At 72.9% G+C, this 16,422-nt stretch carries 12 protein-coding genes; 4 read left to right on the top strand and 8 right to left on the bottom strand.

The genetic code is table 11. The features are described 5' to 3' along the window. Positions 1–23: 23 nt before the first annotated feature. On the bottom strand, positions 24–2,273 hold the full coding sequence (locus AC0680_RS14220) for a protein kinase (RefSeq protein WP_478628016.1): 2,250 nt from the start codon (positions 2,271–2,273) through the stop codon (positions 24–26). Positions 2,274–2,495: 222 nt separating this feature from the next. Continuing rightward, on the bottom strand, positions 2,496–4,607 hold the full coding sequence (locus AC0680_RS14215; RefSeq protein ID WP_478628014.1) for a serine/threonine-protein kinase: 2,112 nt from the start codon (positions 4,605–4,607) through the stop codon (positions 2,496–2,498). A 189-nt stretch (positions 4,608–4,796) separates the two neighbouring features. Between AC0680_RS14215 and AC0680_RS14210 the strand changes: the two genes are divergently transcribed. Next, a complete protein-coding gene (locus tag AC0680_RS14210) occupies positions 4,797–6,038 on the top strand; it encodes a serine hydrolase domain-containing protein (RefSeq protein ID WP_478628011.1) in 1,242 nt (413 codons plus the stop codon). Positions 6,039–6,057: 19 nt separating this feature from the next. Here the strand turns inward: AC0680_RS14210 and AC0680_RS14205 are convergent, their stop codons facing one another. Next, on the bottom strand, positions 6,058–7,764 hold the full coding sequence (locus AC0680_RS14205; protein WP_478628009.1) for a glycerol-3-phosphate dehydrogenase/oxidase: 1,707 nt from the start codon (positions 7,762–7,764) through the stop codon (positions 6,058–6,060). A gap of 249 nt (positions 7,765–8,013) precedes the next feature. On the opposite strand from AC0680_RS14205, the gene AC0680_RS14200 reads away from it, so the two are divergent. Then, positions 8,014–9,261: a nucleotide sugar dehydrogenase gene (locus AC0680_RS14200; protein WP_478628007.1), complete on the top strand. Its 1,248-nt coding sequence runs from the start codon at positions 8,014–8,016 to the stop codon at positions 9,259–9,261. A 78-nt stretch (positions 9,262–9,339) separates the two neighbouring features. On the opposite strand, the gene AC0680_RS14195 is transcribed toward AC0680_RS14200, so the two are convergent. The 4 genes from AC0680_RS14195 to AC0680_RS14180 form a co-directional block, all read right to left on the bottom strand. Next, entirely contained in the window at positions 9,340–10,455 is a 1,116-nt protein-coding gene (locus AC0680_RS14195; protein WP_393487487.1) for a GuaB3 family IMP dehydrogenase-related protein, read from the bottom strand. Positions 10,456–10,591: 136 nt separating this feature from the next. Continuing rightward, a complete protein-coding gene (gene guaB, locus AC0680_RS14190; RefSeq protein WP_384430030.1) occupies positions 10,592–12,094 on the bottom strand; it encodes an IMP dehydrogenase in 1,503 nt (500 codons plus the stop codon). A 140-nt stretch (positions 12,095–12,234) separates the two neighbouring features. Beyond that, entirely contained in the window at positions 12,235–12,810 is a 576-nt protein-coding gene (locus tag AC0680_RS14185) for a sigma-70 family RNA polymerase sigma factor (RefSeq protein WP_018090849.1), read from the bottom strand. Between the two features lie 361 nt (positions 12,811–13,171). Then, complete coding sequence (locus AC0680_RS14180; RefSeq protein WP_003948568.1) at positions 13,172–13,783, bottom strand: response regulator transcription factor; 612 nt, start codon at positions 13,781–13,783, stop codon at positions 13,172–13,174. Positions 13,784–14,165: 382 nt separating this feature from the next. On the opposite strand from AC0680_RS14180, the gene AC0680_RS14175 reads away from it, so the two are divergent. Beyond that, positions 14,166–14,498 carry a WhiB family transcriptional regulator gene (locus AC0680_RS14175; RefSeq protein ID WP_384430026.1) on the top strand — a complete coding sequence of 111 codons (333 nt, stop codon included), beginning with the start codon at positions 14,166–14,168 and terminating at the stop codon, positions 14,496–14,498. 107 nt (positions 14,499–14,605) lie between these two features. Here AC0680_RS14175 and AC0680_RS14170 read toward each other — a convergent pair whose 3' ends face one another. Next, positions 14,606–15,532 (bottom strand): LysR family transcriptional regulator, encoded by a 927-nt coding sequence (locus AC0680_RS14170; protein ID WP_478628004.1) that lies wholly within the window; start codon positions 15,530–15,532, stop codon positions 14,606–14,608. A gap of 166 nt (positions 15,533–15,698) precedes the next feature. Here AC0680_RS14170 and AC0680_RS14165 point away from each other — a divergent pair, with 166 nt between their 5' ends. Then, positions 15,699–16,364 (top strand): MOSC domain-containing protein, encoded by a 666-nt coding sequence (locus AC0680_RS14165; protein ID WP_478628003.1) that lies wholly within the window; start codon positions 15,699–15,701, stop codon positions 16,362–16,364. The last annotated feature ends 58 nt before the right edge of the window (positions 16,365–16,422 follow it).

Genomic DNA, 16,422 nt, shown 5'->3' with positions numbered 1-16,422 from the left:
GCGGCGCCGGTGGCGCGCGCGGCTCAGCCCGGCCGGTACGCGCTCGTCGCCTGCTCGTAGAGCCGGTCCACCTCGCGGCGCGCGCCGTCCGGGCCGATGACCAGCACGAGGTGGTAGCGGCCCTGGTGGATCATCGCGAGGTTGCGTACGTAGACCTCGCGGCCGCTGCCGTCGCGCCACGAGAACGTGCCCTCCGCCATCGCCGTCCGGCCGACGTCGATCCGCCGCAGGCCGGAGGCCGAGGCCCAGCTGGAGGCGCGGTACGGGGCGAGCTCGGGCTCCTTGTTCTGCAGGTACGCCATCGGGTCCGCGCCGTACTTCGCCGTCGTGTCGCGGCCGGGCACGACCAGCAGCTCGTAGTCGCCGCCGACGTAGCGCACCTGGCCCTGGCCGTTCGCACCGCGGCGCTGCCAGCCCTTGCGGACCGCGACCTGGAAGCCCTTGGGGTCGCTGCGCAGCTCGAAGCCCTCGGCGACGTCCGCCGGTGCGGTGGTCCCCGGGGCCGGGGTGCCGGGCGCGCCGCCGTCGGGGTCGCCGGACGGTGTGCGGCCGGCGTCGGGCGCCGCGCCGGACGTGGCCGTGTGGTCCGCGCCGACCCGTCCGGCCCCGGCGTCCTCGCCGGCCTTCGGCATGAACGCCATCGCGTAGATCACCGCGCAGACGAGGAGCAGCAGGATCGCGGTGAGCAGCAGTCGGCCGAGGTTGCGCGGGGCGCCGCGCGGCGGCCGGGCCGGCCGCGCCTCGGCCGCCACGCCCACCTGGCCCAGCATCTGCTGCTCGTACAGGTCCCGCTCGGAGGTTCTGGAGCGCCCCGGCGGCTTGGGCGGTCTGCCGAGCCGGGCGGTGCGGGCCGGTCTGGGCTCCCGCAGCGGCTTGGGCTGCTTCGGGGGGCGGGCCAGGCGCGGCGGCGGCGACGGGGGTCCGCCCTGCTCCTTCGAGCTCGGGGGAGGGAAGGTCTGCTCGGAGGCCGGCGCCGTCCGGCGGGGCGGCACCGGTGCGGTGACGGGGGTCTGCGCCGGGGCGGCGGACGCCGGGTGGGGCTGGGCGCGCCGGGGGGTGCGGCCCTTCTTGTGCCGTCCCCTGCGGACCAGTTCGCCGCGGCGCCGCAGGATCGGCAGCCGCCGTGGATCGCCGCCCTGCTCCAGCGCCGGCATCGTCACCAGACGGGTGCCGCCCGCCGGCTCCGGCGCCGTACGGATCAGCGAGCGCAGCCAGCCGCGCAGCTCCTCGAAGTCGGGCCGGTCGGCGGGGTCCTGACGCAGCAGGGACTCCACGACCGGCCGCAGCGCCCCGCACTCCTCGGCGACCGCGGGCGGCTCGGAACAGACCAGCTGCGCCAGTTCGGCAGCGCTGTCCTCGGGGAACGGCGGATGCCCCTGCACACTGCGGAACAGCAGCGCGCCGACCGCCCACAGATCGGTGGCCGGGCCGACCGGCGGCGCCAACTGCCATTTCTCGTGCACCGGTCCGGCCTGCTCGGGCGCCCAGCGCTCGGTGACCGGGCCGATGACGGTCAGCCGCGCCTGTCGCGCGCGCTCGGCGGCGAGTGCGGTGGTGGGACGGCCGTACGCGGCCGGCTCACCGTCGTCGGCGGTGGCGCCGCCGCCCGGGGCGGAGCCGGCCGCCGCGGACTTGGTCAGAGTCACTCCGGCCTCGGCCGGCGAATCGTATCCGCACAGCGCCTCCTGGGCGGCGCCCGCCGCCAGGCCGGTCAGGATCGCCCGGCCGTCGTCGCAGACCAGGACCGTACGGGTGGTGATGTTGCGGTGCAGCCGGCCGTCCGCGTGCAGCACCCGCAGCGCGGTGAGCAGATCCGCGGCGATCTCCGCGGCGCGGTGTGGGGACAGCGGCCGCTCGGCGAGCAGCGCGGCCAGCGGACGGGCGGCGAGCAGTTCGCCGACGATCCACAGGCTGCCGTCCTGCGCGAAGACGTCGAAGACCTGCTCCAGCCGGGGGTGGTCGGGCAGCTGGGCCACGGCCGTGGCGGCCTCCAGCGCCCGTCGCACGGCGGGGTCCCGGGGGCTGCGGTCGGCCACCCCCGCGGCCCGCCCGCCGCCGAAGCGGGCGCCGCCGGAGCCCTGCTCGGCGTGTCGGGCCGCCGGCGCCCCCACCACCTCCGCCTCGACGACCTCCGGCAGCGGGACCTGACGGATCAGGACCTCCTGCCCGCTGTAGGTGTCGAAGGCCCGGGTCTCGGTGAAGTCGTCGTCGCCCAGGGGCCGCGCGGGCAGGCGGTAGCGCTCGGCGAGCACCCTTCCTGCGTACTCGTCCACGACGCCTCCCCGCAGCGCGCGCTGTGTCTACCGTCGCGCCGGAGCCGCCCGCCGGCACCGAAGCCGATGGTCACTTCCGGTCGTGTTCCCGCCGATTGCGGATGCGTACGGTCTCGATGTCTCAGATGTCTCACGATACGTGCCCGCACCGGAGGTTGCGGCCCGCTCGGCCGAACGACGCGCGCCGTCTCCGCCCGGCACCGCACACACCACGCTCTTCGCTCAGTCCTTCACCGCGAAGGTCCGAAACGCGGTCGCGATCAGCTCCTGGCACGCCTTGTCCGACCAGGCGTCCGCCTTGCAGGTGATCATGATGGCGTAACCGTGCTGGTCGTCGGCCCGGAACCCGCGGTTGAGGACCCGCACCTTCTGGCCGCTCTGCTTGCGGGTGAACGACCAGTCGGCGACGGTCGGATAGCCCCGCCACTTCACCGACTTGATGCCGATCAGGTGGTAGTCGTCGCTGGAGCCGCGCACGCTCGGCTCCAGGCTGCGCCAGGCCGCCGCGGCGTCGTCGCCGGGCTTGGCGTTGTAGTCGACCTGGACGCGCGGGAAGCCGCCCGAGGCGCTGTATATGGCGCCGGAGTTCGCCCCCGCGGTATCGGTCTGGTGGAAGCCCTTGGGCATCGCCATACGGAAGTGGAAGCTGCCGTTGGAGACCTCGGCGAAGCCGGCCGGCACGGCCTTGCCGTCGCCGCCGCCCTTGCCGCCCTTGCCGCCGTCGCCGTTCTCGCCGCCCTTGTCGGCGGCCGGGGTGGCGGGCTGCCCGCCGGGCCGCTCCGCACCGTCGCCGCCGGCGTTCTCGTCGTCGGCCTCGGCCGATTCGGTCGAGGGCTCGGACCGGCCCGCGGAGGACGTCTTGTCGCCGCCGCCGGACGCCTTGCCGCCCTTGCCCTTCGCGTCGTCGCCGCTCAGCGCGACGGCGAGGACCGTGCCCAGCACCGCGAGGGCGACGACCACGGCCACGATGACCAGCGTGCGGCGCGGGACGACATCGGTCAGCGACGCGCGTGCGGTGGACGGGCGGTTCCCGTCTCCGGGTCTGGACTCCGCGCGGGCCGCCGCGGCGGCGGCGTTGCGTACGGACTGCAGGGCGCCGCGCAGCCGCTCCTTGGCGGCGTCGGTGTCGAAGCCGCCACGAGCGGACGAGGTGCCCTTCGCCGTCGAGCCGCCGGAGGGCGAGGTACGCGAGGCGGCCGAGCCCTCGGCCGCCTCCTGCGAACGCTCGGGTGCGCGCGCCCCGGCACCCGCCGTCTTGGCGGCGGCCTTGGCCGCACCCGCCGTGCCGTGACCGTTCGCACCCGCCGTGCTCTTCGCCCCCGGCTCCGCCACCGGGCCGGCCGCCGGCTTCGCCTTCGGCCGCGTCACCCGCGTCTTCGGGGCGGCCTTCGGCTTGGCCGTGCTCTTGGGCTTGGCCGCGCCGCGCTTCTCGGGCGCCGTCGGCAGCACCATCGCCCGGGTGGCGTCCATCGGGGGCTCCGGCGCGGTCTGCTCCGGAGCGTGCACGACGTCCAGCAGCAGCGCCCGCGCGCCCTCGTCGTCCAGCCTGGCCGCCGGGTCCTTCACCAGCAGGCCGTAGATGACCTCCTCCAGCACGCCCGCGCTCTTCGGCGGCTCGACCGGCTCGGTCATCACGGCCGTCAGCGTGGCGATCGCCGAGCCCTTGTCGTACGGCGGCACGCCCTCGACGCAGGCGTACAGCAGCCCGCCCAGCGACCACAGGTCGGCCGGCGGGCCCGGCTTGTGGCCGCGGGCGCGCTCGGGGGAGATGTAGGAGGGGGCGCCGACGAGCATGCCGGTCGAGGTCACGGAGGGGTCGCCCTCGACCTGGGCGATACCGAAGTCGGTGAGCACGACCCGGCCGTCGTCGGACATCAGGACGTTGGACGGCTTCACATCGCGGTGCAGGATGCCCTCGCCGTGCGCGGAGCGCAGCACGTCGAGCACGGCGAGACCGACCTCCGCGGCGCGGCGCGGGGTGAGCGGCCCGTCGTCGCGGACGACCTCGGCGAGCGAGCGGCCCTCGACCAGCTCCATCACGATCCACGGCCGGTCGTCCTCGTCGACCACGTCGTAGACCGTCACCGCGCCGTTGTTCCGGATCCGGGCGATCGCCTTGGCCTCGCGCAGCGTGCGGGTGATCAGACGACGCTTCTCGTCCTCCTCGACCCCGCCCGGGAAGCGCAGTTCCTTGACTGCGACCGTACGGCCCAGGACCTCGTCGCGTGCCCGCCATACGGTGCCCATACCGCCCCGGCCGAGAACATCGGCGAGCCGGTACCGGCCGGCGAGCAGCCTGCCCTCCTTGCCGTCCATCTCGACCTTGTCGCCCACTGAATCCCCTCTGCAATCCAGCCGAGTTGGCAGCTTTTGTGACACATCGATCACCAAACTGGCCCAACTCGGACAACCCACCCTGGCAGAGCCTTCATTCTCCCTCATCCGCGGCCGTGCGGAAGGCCCGGGTCGGTGCCGGTCACCGTCGCACACCCGTCATGATGGCCGCGACGAACGGGAGTCTGGATGACGATGCGCCCGCCCCGCCCGGTTCCGGCCGGCGTCCTCGGCCCGGCGCCGCGGCCGGCCGGCCGCCGCCGCGCGCCGGCGCGTCCCGGCGTGCTCGCCGCCCTGGCCGCGCTGGCCCTGGCGGCCTGCACCGCGCGCGGTCAGACCGCCCCCGTCCATCCGGTGGGAAGCGCCGGGAAACCGCCGGCGACGACGCTGCCCGCGCTGCGCCGACTGGTCGCCGACGGCGCGCCGGGCGCGGCCTCCCTGGTCACCCGCGACGGCCGCTTCGCCGCCTCGCGCTTCTCCACGGCCGGCGTCGCCGATCTGCGCAGCGGCCGCAGGATGGGCGAGCCGGACCACTTCCGGGCCGGCAGCCTCACCAAGACCCTGGTCGCGACCGTGGTCCTGCAGCTCGTCGCCGAAGGCAGGCTGGCCCTGCACGACACCGCGGCCGCGCACCTGCCCGAGGACGTACCGGTCACGGGGCCGGGCGACCGCGGCGACCTGCGGACGGTGACGGTCCGCCAGCTGCTGGACCATACGAGCGGCTTGTTCAACTACACCGACGACTCCCGGCTCTCCCGGCAGCTCGAAGGCAAGGGCTTCGGCGCCCACCGCTACGACAGCCACACCCCGGCCGAGCTGCTGCGGATCGCCCTGAGCCACCCGCCCGTGGCGGCCCCCGGCACCCGCTACTCCTACTCCAACACCAACTACCTGGTGCTCGGCCTGATCATCAGGGCGGTCACCGGCCACCCGTACGCCACCGAGATCCACCGCCGCATCCTCGTTCCCGCCCGGCTCGACCACACCTCCTTCCCCGGCACCGATCCGGTGCTGCCCACGCCGCACGGCCGGGCGTACTCCGCCGTCGGCGCCCGGCGGGTGGACGCCACGTCCCTGGATCCCAGCCGGGCCGGCGCGGCCGGCGAGATGGTCACCACGCTGGGCGACCTCAACCGCTTCTACTCCGCGCTGCTCGGCGGCGCGTTCCTGGCGCCGCGCCAGATGGCCCAGCTGCGCAGCGAGAAGCACACCGGCGGCACCTACGGCCTCGGCCTCTTCGCGACCGAACTGCCCTGCGGCGTCACCGTCTGGGGGCACACCGGCGACATCAACGGCTCCTTCGCCCAGACGGCGGGCAGCGCCGACGGCCGCCACCTCGTCAGCTACCGGGTCAACACCGACGCACTGGCCCACCCGGTGCACGGCACCGACGTGCTGACGGCCGAGTTCTGCGCCCGGCCGCGCACCTGAGGCCCGCGGGCCCCACGGCCTACAGCGGGACGATGTCCGGCGCCCCGAGCCGCGCCGCATCCGCCGTCAGATCGTCCGGCTGCCGCTGCGATTCGCGCTCCGCCTCCACCCGCTTCTGGTAGTGCGCGATCTCCTTTTCGACCTGGTCGCCGTCCCAGCCCAGCGCGGGGGCCATCAGCTCGGCCACCTCTCGGGCGCTGCGGGTGCCCCGGTCGAAGGTCTCGATCGAGATCCGGGTCCGCCGCGTCAGCACGTCGTCGAGGTGCCGCGCCCCCTCGTGCGTGCACGCGTAGACCACCTCGGCGCGCAGATAGTCGTCCGCGGCCGCCAGCGGCTCGCCCAGCGAGGGATCGGCCACCACCAGCTCCAGCAGCTCCTCGGTCAGCGACCCGTACCGGTTCAGCAGATGCTCTATGCGCGCCACATGCAGTCCGGTACGCGCCGCGGTCCGGGCCCGCGCGTTCCACAGCGCCTTGAAGCCCTCGGCCCCGACCAGCGGTACGTCCTCCGTCACACACTCCGCGACCCTCTGGTCGAGCCCGTGCACCGCCTCGTCGACGGCGTCCTTGGCCATCACCCGGTACGTCGTGTACTTGCCGCCCGCGACCACCACCAGGCCCGGCACCGGATGCGCGACGGTGTGTTCGCGCGACAGCTTGCTGGTGGCGTCCGACTCCCCCGCCAGCAGCGGCCGCAGCCCGGCGTACACCCCCTCCACGTCGTCCCGGGTCAGCGGCGTCGCCAGCACCTCGTTGACGTGCTCCAGCAGATAGTCGATGTCCGCGCTGGACGCCGCCGGGTGCGCCTTGTCCAGATCCCAGTCCGTGTCCGTCGTCCCCACGATCCAGTGCCGCCCCCACGGGATGACGAACAGCACGCTCTTCTCGGTCCGCAGGATCAGCCCGGTCGTCGAGTGGATCCGGTCCTTGGGGACCACCAGGTGGATCCCCTTCGACGCCCGTACGTGGAACTGCCCGCGCTCACCGATCAGCGCCTGGGTGTCGTCCGTCCACACCCCGGTGGCATTGACGATCTGCCGCGCCCGGATCGCGTATTCGCCGCCCCCCTCGACGTCCTGCACCCGCGCGCCGACCACCCGCTCGCCCTCGCGCAGAAAGCCCACCACCCGCGCCCGGTTGGCGACCTGCGCCCCGTAGGCGGCCGCGGTCCGCACGATCGTGGCCACATACCGCGCGTCGTCCATCTGCGCGTCGTAGTACTGCAGCGCGCCGACCAGCGCGTCCTTCTTCAGGCAGGGCGCCACCCGCAGCGCCCGCTTGTGCGACAGATGGCGGTGGACGGGCAGCCCCCGGCCGTGTCCCGACGACACCGACATCCCGTCGTACAGCGCCACGCCCGACCCCGCGTACCACCGCTCCCAGCCCTTGTGCTGCAACGGATAGAGGAACGGCACCGGTTTGACCAGATGCGGCGCCAGCCGCTCCAGCAGCAGCCCCCGCTCCTTCAGCGCCTCTCGCACCAGCGCGAAGTCCAGCATCTCCAGGTACCGCAGACCGCCGTGGATGAGCTTGCTCGACCGGCTGGACGTGCCCGAGGCCCAGTCGCGCGCCTCCACCAGCCCGGTGGACAGACCGCGCGTCGCCGCGTCCAGAGCGGTCCCGGCCCCGACGACTCCGCCGCCGACCACGAGGATGTCCAGCTCCCGCTCCGCCATTCGGGCGAGCGCCTCGGCCCGCTGCGCCGGTCCCAGTGTCGCTGTCTTCACCGCTGCCTCCCGTTGCCGTGGGGCCACTGTGGTCGGGGGCACGCCCCCGTCCGTCGATTCTGTCCGCGCTACGTGCCGCGAGCCACCCTCCGCTCACGGTGGCAACACCCGGCCACCTTGATCCACCAATCCCCATTCTGGGCCAAATATCCGCTTAGTCTACTTATGCACCATCCATCTCCGTCATGCGCTTTCCGCATCCTCATCCGAATACGCCACCCCCAGTCGCTCGGAAAGGAAGGCCGCAGCATGCCCGCAGATCTCGCCGTCATCGGACTCGGTCACCTCGGCCTCCCCCTCGCCCAGGCGGCCACCGCCGCCGGCATCGGCACCCTCGGCTACGACCCCGACCCGCACGCCGCGGCCCTCACCGGCGCCGACGGGCCGCTGTCCGCCGCCGAACTCCGCCGGCTGCTCTCGGCCGGCTTTCGCACCACCACCGACCCCACCACCCTCGGCCGGGTCCGTACCGCCGTCATCTGCGCGCCCACGCCGCTGGGCGCGGACCGCGCCCTGGACCTCACCGCCATCGCCGACGCCGCCCGCACCCTGGCCGCACAGCTGCGCCCGCACACCACGGTGATCCTCGAATCCAGCGCCTACCCGGGCGCCACGGAGGAATTCCTGCGCCCCCTGCTCGAAGCGGGCTCGGGCCTCGTCGCCGGACGCGACTTCCACCTCGCCTGCTCCCCGGGCCGCCACGACCCCGGCAACCGCACCCACCGCTACGCCAACACACCCAAGGTCATCGGCGGCCTCACCCCCGCCTGCACGGAGGCCGCCGCGGCGTTCTACGGCCGCCTCACCGACAAGGTCGTACGCGCCCGGGGCCCCCGCGAGGCCGAGACCGCCAAGCTGCTGGAGACCAACTACCGGCACGTCAACATCGCCCTGATGAACGAGATGGCAGTCTTCTGCCATGACATCGGCGTCGACCTCTGGGACGTCATCCGCTGCGCCGAGACCAAGCCGTTCGGCTTCCAGTCCTTCCGCCCCGGCCCCGGCGTCGGCGGCCACGCCGCCCCGGTGGACCCCAACTACCTCTCCTACAAAGGCCGTTCACTGGGCTACCCGCTCCGCATGGTCGAACTCGCCCAGGAGGTCAACGGCCGTATGCCGCGCTACGTCATCCAGCGCTGCGCCACCCTGCTGAACGAGCACGGCAAGTCCGCGCGCGGGGCCCGCATCCTGCTCCTCGGCGTCACCTACAAACCCGACGTCGGCGACCAGGCGGGCTCCCCGGCCTGGGAGATCGCCTCGCGCCTGATGGAACTCGGCGCGCACATCACCTACCACGACCCCTACGTCCCCCGCTGGACCGTCCTGGACCGCCCCGTCCCCCGCGCCGACTCGCTCTACGAGTCCGCCGCGGCCGCGGATCTGACGGTGCTGCTGCAGCCCCACCGCACCTACGACCTCCAGGGCCTGTCGGTGAAGGCCCAGCTCCTGCTGGACACCCGGGGCGCCACCCCCACGGGCGCGGCCCACCGGCTGTGACGCGCCTGGGGCCGCACAGGCGAGAGCCCGGCCGCACCGTGGTGCGACCGGGCTCCGCGAGGCGGGGGAACGGGGGGACTACCGCCGCGGCGCGACGGTGACCTCGACCCGCTGGAACTCCTTCAGCTCCGAGTACCCGGTCGTGGCCATCGCCCGGCGCAGCGCACCGAAGAAGTTCATCGAGCCGTCGGGCGTCGTGGACGGCCCGAGCAGCACCTCCTCCGTCGTGCCGACCACGCCGAGGTCCATCCGCTTGCCGCGCGGCACGTCCTCGTGGACCGCCTCCATGCCCCAGTGGTGGCCGCGGCCGGGCGCGTCCGTCGCACGGGCCAGCGGGGAGCCCATCATCACCGCGTCGGCGCCGCAGGCGATCGCCTTGGGGAGGTCACCGGACCATCCCACACCGCCGTCGGCGATGACGTGGACGTACCGGCCGCCGGACTCGTCCATGTAGTCGCGGCGGGCGGCGGCGACGTCGGCGACGGCGGTCGCCATCGGGACCTGGATGCCCAGGACGTTGCGCGTGGTGTGCGCGGCGCCGCCGCCGAAGCCCACCAGCACACCGGCGGCACCGGTCCGCATCAGGTGCAGGGCGGCGGTGTACGTGGCGCACCCGCCCACGATCACCGGGACGTCCAGCTCGTAGATGAACTGCTTGAGGTTCAGCGGCTCGGCGGCCGACGACACGTGCTCGGCGGAGACGGTCGTCCCGCGGATCACGAAGATGTCGACACCGGCGTCCACGACGGCCTTGGAGAACTGCGCCGTACGCTGCGGGGAGAGCGCCGCGGCGGTGACGACGCCGGCGTCGCGCACCTCCTTGATCCGCTGGCCGATCAGCTCTTCCTTGATCGGCGCGGCGTAGATCTCCTGCAGCCGCTTGGTGGCCGCGGCGCCGTCCAGCTCCGCGATCTCGGCGAGCAGCGGCTCCGGGTCCTCGTAGCGGGTCCACAGCCCTTCCAGGTTGAGGACGCCCAGGCCGCCCAGCTCACCGATGCGGATCGCGGTCTGCGGGGAGACCACCGAGTCCATGGGAGCGGCCAGGAACGGCAGCTCGAAGCGGTAGGCGTCGATCTGCCAGGCGATCGAGACCTCCTTCGGGTCGCGGGTGCGGCGACTGGGTACGACGGCGATGTCGTCGAATGCGTATGCCCGGCGGCCGCGCTTGCCGCGCCCGATCTCGATCTCAGTCACGTGTGTGGCCTTTCCCTCTTTGTCTGCCGTTCCAGTATCCCCGACGCGCCGAAGCCCGCGGCCGGGGTCCGGCCGCGGGCTCCACGGTAGGCCGTGCCGGGCCCTCTCCAGCGGAGCGGGGCCCGACGGTCGGCTGCTAGCGCCGTGCGTAGTTCGGCGCCTCGGTGATCATCTGGACGTCGTGCGGGTGGCTCTCCTTGAGGCCCGCGGTGGTGATCCGCACGAAGCGGCCCTTCTCCTTGAGCTCGGGGATGTCGGCGGAGCCGACGTAGCCCATGGAGGCGCGCAGACCGCCGATGAGCTGGTGGGCGACCGAGGCGAGCGGGCCGCGGTAGGGCACCTGGCCCTCGATGCCCTCGGGGACCAGCTTGTCCTCGGAGAGCACGTTGTCCTGGAAGTAGCGGTCCTTGGAGAAGGACTTGCCCTGGCCGCGGGACTGCATCGCGCCCAGCGAGCCCATGCCGCGGTAGGACTTGAACTGCTTGCCGTTGATGAAGACCATCTCGCCGGGCGACTCCTCGCAGCCGGCCAGCAGCGAGCCCAGCATGACGGTGTCCGCGCCGGCCGCGATGGCCTTGGCGATGTCGCCGCTGTACTGCAGACCGCCGTCACCGATGAGCGGGACCCCGGCCGCGTGACACGCCTGCGCGGCCTCGTAGATCGCGGTGACCTGCGGGACGCCGATGCCGGCGACGACCCGGGTGGTGCAGATCGAGCCCGGTCCGACGCCGACCTTCACACCGTCCGCGCCCGCGTCGATCAGCGCCTGCGCGCCGTCCCGGGTGGCGACGTTGCCGCCGACGACATCGACGCTGATGTTGGACTTGACCTTGGCGATCATGTCGAGGATGCCGCGGCTGTGGCCGTGCGCGCTGTCCACGACGAGGAAGTCCGCGCCGGCCTCGACCAGCGCCTGCGCCCGGTCGTACGCCGCGTCGCCGACGCCCACCGCGGCACCGACGACCAGCCGGCCCTCGGCGTCCTTGGCTGCGTTCGGGTACTTCTCCGCCTTGACGAAGTCCTTGACCGTGATCAGGCCCTTGAGCACACCGTTGTCGTCGACCAGCGGCAGCTTCTCGATCTTGTGGCGGCGCAGCAGCTCGATGGCGTCCTCGCCGGAGATGCCGACCTTGCCGGTGACCAGCGGCATCGGCGTCATGACCTCGCGGACCTGCCGGCGGCGGTCCATCTCGAAGGCCATGTCGCGGTTGGTGACGATGCCCAGCAGCTTGCCCGCGGCGTCGGTGACCGGCACACCGCTGATCCGGAACTTGGCGCACAGCGCGTCGGCCTCGGCGAGGTCGGCGTCCGGGCGGACCGTGATCGGGTCGGTGACCATGCCGGACTCGGAGCGCTTGACCAGGTCGACCTGGTTGGCCTGGTCCTCGATGGACAGATTGCGGTGGAGCACGCCCGCGCCGCCCTGCCGCGCCATGGCGATGGCCATGCGCGCCTCGGTGACCTTGTCCATCGCCGCGGACAGCAGCGGGATGTTCACCGTGACGTTGCGCGAGACCCGGGACGCGGTGCTCACCGCGTTCGGCAGCACCTCCGACGCGCCGGGCAGCAGCAGCACGTCGTCGTACGTCAGCCCGAGCATGGCGAATTTGGCGGGCATACCGTCGACGTTGTCACTCATGACACCTTCCCCAATGCTCTTGCCTCAGCGCGGACTCCCATGCTAACGGCCTAGAGAAGTGTCCCAATCCACGAGCGATGAGGGCCTCGTCACTTGTGCATTTCTACGGCGACATCACGCCGCCCGTTCCGCGCCCGCGCCTACTGCTCGGCGAGCGCCCGCAGCCTGCTCAGCGCACGGTGCTGGGCGACCCGTACCGCACCGGGCGACATCCCCAGCATCTGGCCGGTCTCCTCGGCCGTCAGCCCGACGGCGACCCGCAGCAGGACCAGCTCGCGCTGGTTCTCCGGGAGGTTCGCCAGCAGCTTCTTGGCCCACTCGGCATCGCTGCTCAGCAGCGCCCGCTCCTCGGGGCCGAGGGAGTCGTCGGGCTGCTCGGGCATCTCGTCGGACGGCACGGCCGTGCTGCCGGGGTGCCGCATCGCGGCACGCTGCAGATCGGCGACCTTGTGCCCGGCGATGGCGAAGACGAACGCCTCGAAGGGCTTGCCGGTGTCGCGGTAGCGCGGCAGCGCGCAGAGCACCGCGACGCACACCTCCTGCGCCAGGTCCTCGACGAAGTGCCGGGCGTCACCCGGCAGCCTCGACAGACGGGTGCGGCAGTAGCGCAGGGCGAGCGGGTGCACATGGGCCAGGAGGTCGTGGGTGGCCCGCTGGTCACCCTCGACTGCGCGTGCGACGAGATCGCCGATCTCCTGCTTCCCGTCATCGCGCATCGGTCCATGGTGCCTTGGTGCCGAACGATCTGCGGCACTGCCCCCGTCGTTGTGCCCCGAACCGTTACGAGCCGTCGCGCTAGCACCCACGTTCCACGCCTCCCCCGTTCGGGTTGTACCCATGCCGACCGCGAGCCCCCGCCGGTAGCTTGTCTGCGTGCCGTACGGCGCCGGGCAGGCCTTGTCCGTCATGAGGTCTCTTCTGGCCGAGTGAGAAGCCCCGGCCTCCGCCGGGGAGGAGTCACACCTCCAAGGATGCGGCATCCCGTGAGGTTTCGGCGCCGGGCGTCGACGCGGCGGGGTTACGACGTTCGCTACCCGCTTCAGCGGGCGGGCGCCGTAACCCCGTTTGCACAGCAGGTCAGCGGACCAGTCCCCAGCGGAAGCCGAGCGCGACCGCGTGCGCCCGGTCGGAGGCGCCGAGTTTCTTGAACAGGCGCCGGGCGTGGGTCTTGACCGTGTCCTCCGACAGGAACAGCTCCCGGCCGATCTCGGCGTTCGAGCGGCCGTGGCTCATGCCCTCCAGCACCTGGATCTCGCGGGCGGTGAGCGTCGGGGCGGCGCCCATCTCGGCGGACCGCAGCCGGCGCGGGGCGAGCCGCCACGTCGGGTCGGCCAGCGCCTGGGTCACCGTCGCCCGCAGCTCGGCGCGCGAGGCGTCCTTGTGCAGATAGCCGCGGGCACCGGCGGCGACCGCGAGCGCGACACCGTCGAGGTCCTCGGCCACCGTGAGCATGATGATCCGGGCGCCGGGGTCGGCGGACAGCAGCCGGCGCACGGTCTCGACACCGCCGAGACCGGGCATCCGCACGTCCATCAGAATCAAGTCCGAACGATCGGCACCCCAGCGGCGGAGGACTTCCTCGCCGTTGGCCGCGGTCGTCACACGCTCGACGCCGGGCACGGTCGCAACCGCCCGACGGAGCGCCTCTCGGGCAAGCGGGGAGTCGTCGCAGACGAGGACGGAAGTCATGACCGCCCTCCGCAGCTGATGCGCGTCACCTTGAGCCTCCAGGCTGGTACATATCGTCACCTGTGCGATTGACGGCCGCCTCGGACATGTGCCCTAGGGCTACCTCTGCCAATCGCCTCCGCACACTCAACGACGGTCACTCGAAAGAGTTACGGCTTCGGTGACCGAGTTCAGCACGCTCCGTGAGGAGCCGGATACGCAGACGACTCGTCGGGCGGCCCGCATCCGCGCGTGCACCCTATGCCCTATTTGGCTCTCTTTCTTCCATTTTCGCGTTGACTGCGACTAGATTCGCAATGAGTCATATTTACATCTACTTCGATAGTAGATGTACGGTCTTGAGCACCGAGCCCGAATCAGCATCGCTTCGAGGGGACAAGCAATGGCAGATTTCTCCCGCCTCCCGGGCCCGAACGCAGACCTCTGGGACTGGCAGCTGCTGGCCGCCTGCCGTGGCGTGGACAGCTCCCTGTTCTTCCACCCCGAGGGTGAGCGCGGAGCGGCCCGTAGCGCGCGTGAGACATCGGCGAAGGAGGTCTGCATGCGCTGCCCGGTGCGAGCCGAGTGCGCGGCGCACGCACTGGCCGTCCGCGAGCCCTACGGGGTCTGGGGCGGTCTGACGGAGGACGAACGCGAGGAGCTCATGGGCCGGGCCCGCCACCGGCTGATCCCCGCGACCTCCATGACCGGCAACTCGGGCACCTCAGGCGCCTGACCCAGGGAGCGCGACCACTCCCTGAAGAATCGTTCCTTCGCAGCTTCGACTGCGGGGAGCAGAGGTTCGGGCTGCTCTCGCCGCCACTGGGCGCGCCCCCTGAGCCCTCAGCGCGCGTGACCGCTCCGGCCCGCCGCGTCCGCCAGCTGATCGAGCGTCGCCGCGACGGCGGGGACATGGGCCAGATCCGGCAGCGTGAGCGCGACGATCTCGCGGTGCACGGCCGGCTCCATCCGTATCGCCGTGGCCCCCTTGGGGCGCACCGACTCCAGCGTGAGCTCCGGCAGCGCGGCCACCCCCAGCCCCGCGCCCACCAAGCCGATCACGGCCGGATAGTCATCCGTGGCGAAGTCGATACGCGGGGTGAAGCCCGCACTCTCACAGACCTCGACGAGGTGCCTGCGGCAGCGCGGGCAGCCCGCGATCCACGGCTCCTGCGCCAGCTCCGCGAACCCGGCGGTGCCGGCCTTCGCCAGCCGGTGGCCGTCCGGCACCAGCCCGATCAGCCGGTCCACCAGGATCGGCCGGACCACCAGGTCGTCCCACTCCGCCGCGGCCTCCGGGTCCGCGCCGCGCACTTCCGGGTAGCGGAAGGCCAGCGCGATCTCGCAGTCGCCGTTGCGCAGCATCTCGATCGAGCGCGGCGGCTCGGCCTCGTCCAGCGAGACCCGGGTGCCCGGGTGGGCGGCGCGCATCTTCGCCAGGGCGGTGGGCACCAGCGTCGAGCTGCCCGACGGGAACGACACCAGCCGCACCCGCCCCGCCCGCAGGCCCGCGATGGCCGCGACCTCCTCCTCGGCGGCGGTGAGCCCGGCCAGGATGCCGACGGCGTGCCGTACGAGCGCCTCGCCCGCCTGCGTCAGCCGCATCTCGCGGCCCGCGCGGACCAGCAGCGGGGTGCCGGCGGACTGCTCCAGCGCCTTCATCTGCTGGCTGACGGCCGGCTGGGTGCAGCCCAGCTCGCGCGCGGCGGCGGAGAACGAGCCGGTCCGCGCGACGGCGCGCAGCACACGGAGATGACGGGCCTCGATCACGCTTCGAGCATAAGCGAGTCTTGGGTGGATCGGGGAAAATCAGGATGCCGCTTTTGGGCAGGGTGAGTAGCGTCCGCCCTGGCCGGCCGGGGCGGTTTTCGATCAGGGGCGGAGGCGCCGGCAGGGGCGCTCCGCGGACCGTGGCACGGCAACGGCGGAGGACCGTATGAAGCTGCTGACCGTCAATGTGGGGCGGCCCATGCCGTCCGAGTACACCGACGCCGAGGGCGGCACGGGCATCGACAAGCGGCCCGCGGAGGGCCCGGTGGCGGTCCGCGCTCCCGGGCCCGCGGGCGTCGGGGGCAGCGGGCTGGCCGGCGACGCGGTGGTCAACCTGCGCCATCACGGCGGCGACGACCAGGCGGTGTACGCCTATGCCCGCGAGGACCTGGACGTCTGGCAGCGGGAGCTGGGCCGCGAGCTGGCCAACGGCTCCTTCGGCGAGAACCTCACCACCTCGGGCGTCGATGTCACCGGCGCCCGTATCGGCGAGCGCTGGCGCATCGGCCCGCGGGTGCTGCTGGAGGTGAGCTGCCCGCGGATCCCCTGCCGCATGTTCCAGGGGTGGCTCGGCGAGCGCGGCTGGATGAAGCGGTTCACCCAGGCCGCGGTGCCCGGTGCCTACCTCCGGGTGATCGAGCCGGGCGAGATCCGCGCCGGGGACCGCGTCGAGCGGGTGTACCGCCCCGATCACGAGGTGACGATCGAGCTGATGTTCCGGGCGCTGACGACCCGGCGGGAGCTGCTGCCGCGGCTGCTGGAGGCCGGGGAGGCGCTTCCGGAGGTGGCGCGGGAGGTGGTGGCGAAGTATCTGGCGCGGCAGGGCGGTTGACCGGGTGAACCGGCGGGGCCGGTCCGCCCGGCGGCGGCGTCGGCTACCCGGCACCGGA

The organism is Streptomyces sp. NPDC043738 (assembly GCF_056436545.1).
The sequence above is the reverse complement of the archived record's forward strand: the minus strand, read 5'-3'. Positions and strand labels throughout refer to the sequence as shown.

Bases quoted from the DNA above. Each gene is read 5' to 3' on its own strand.
- AC0680_RS14185 (WP_018090849.1), bottom strand. From the start codon at position 12,810: ATGCGCGATGACGGGAAGCAGGAGATCGGCGATCTCGTCGCACGCGCA.
- AC0680_RS14175 (WP_384430026.1), top strand. From the start codon at position 14,166: ATGGCAGATTTCTCCCGCCTCCCGGGCCCGAACGCAGACCTCTGGGAC.
- AC0680_RS14200 (WP_478628007.1), top strand. From the start codon at position 8,014: ATGCCCGCAGATCTCGCCGTCATCGGACTCGGTCACCTCGGCCTCCCC.
- guaB (WP_384430030.1), bottom strand. From the start codon at position 12,094: ATGAGTGACAACGTCGACGGTATGCCCGCCAAATTCGCCATGCTCGGG.
- AC0680_RS14165 (WP_478628003.1), top strand. From the start codon at position 15,699: ATGAAGCTGCTGACCGTCAATGTGGGGCGGCCCATGCCGTCCGAGTAC.
- AC0680_RS14210 (WP_478628011.1), top strand. From the start codon at position 4,797: ATGACGATGCGCCCGCCCCGCCCGGTTCCGGCCGGCGTCCTCGGCCCG.
- AC0680_RS14180 (WP_003948568.1), bottom strand. From the start codon at position 13,783: ATGACTTCCGTCCTCGTCTGCGACGACTCCCCGCTTGCCCGAGAGGCG.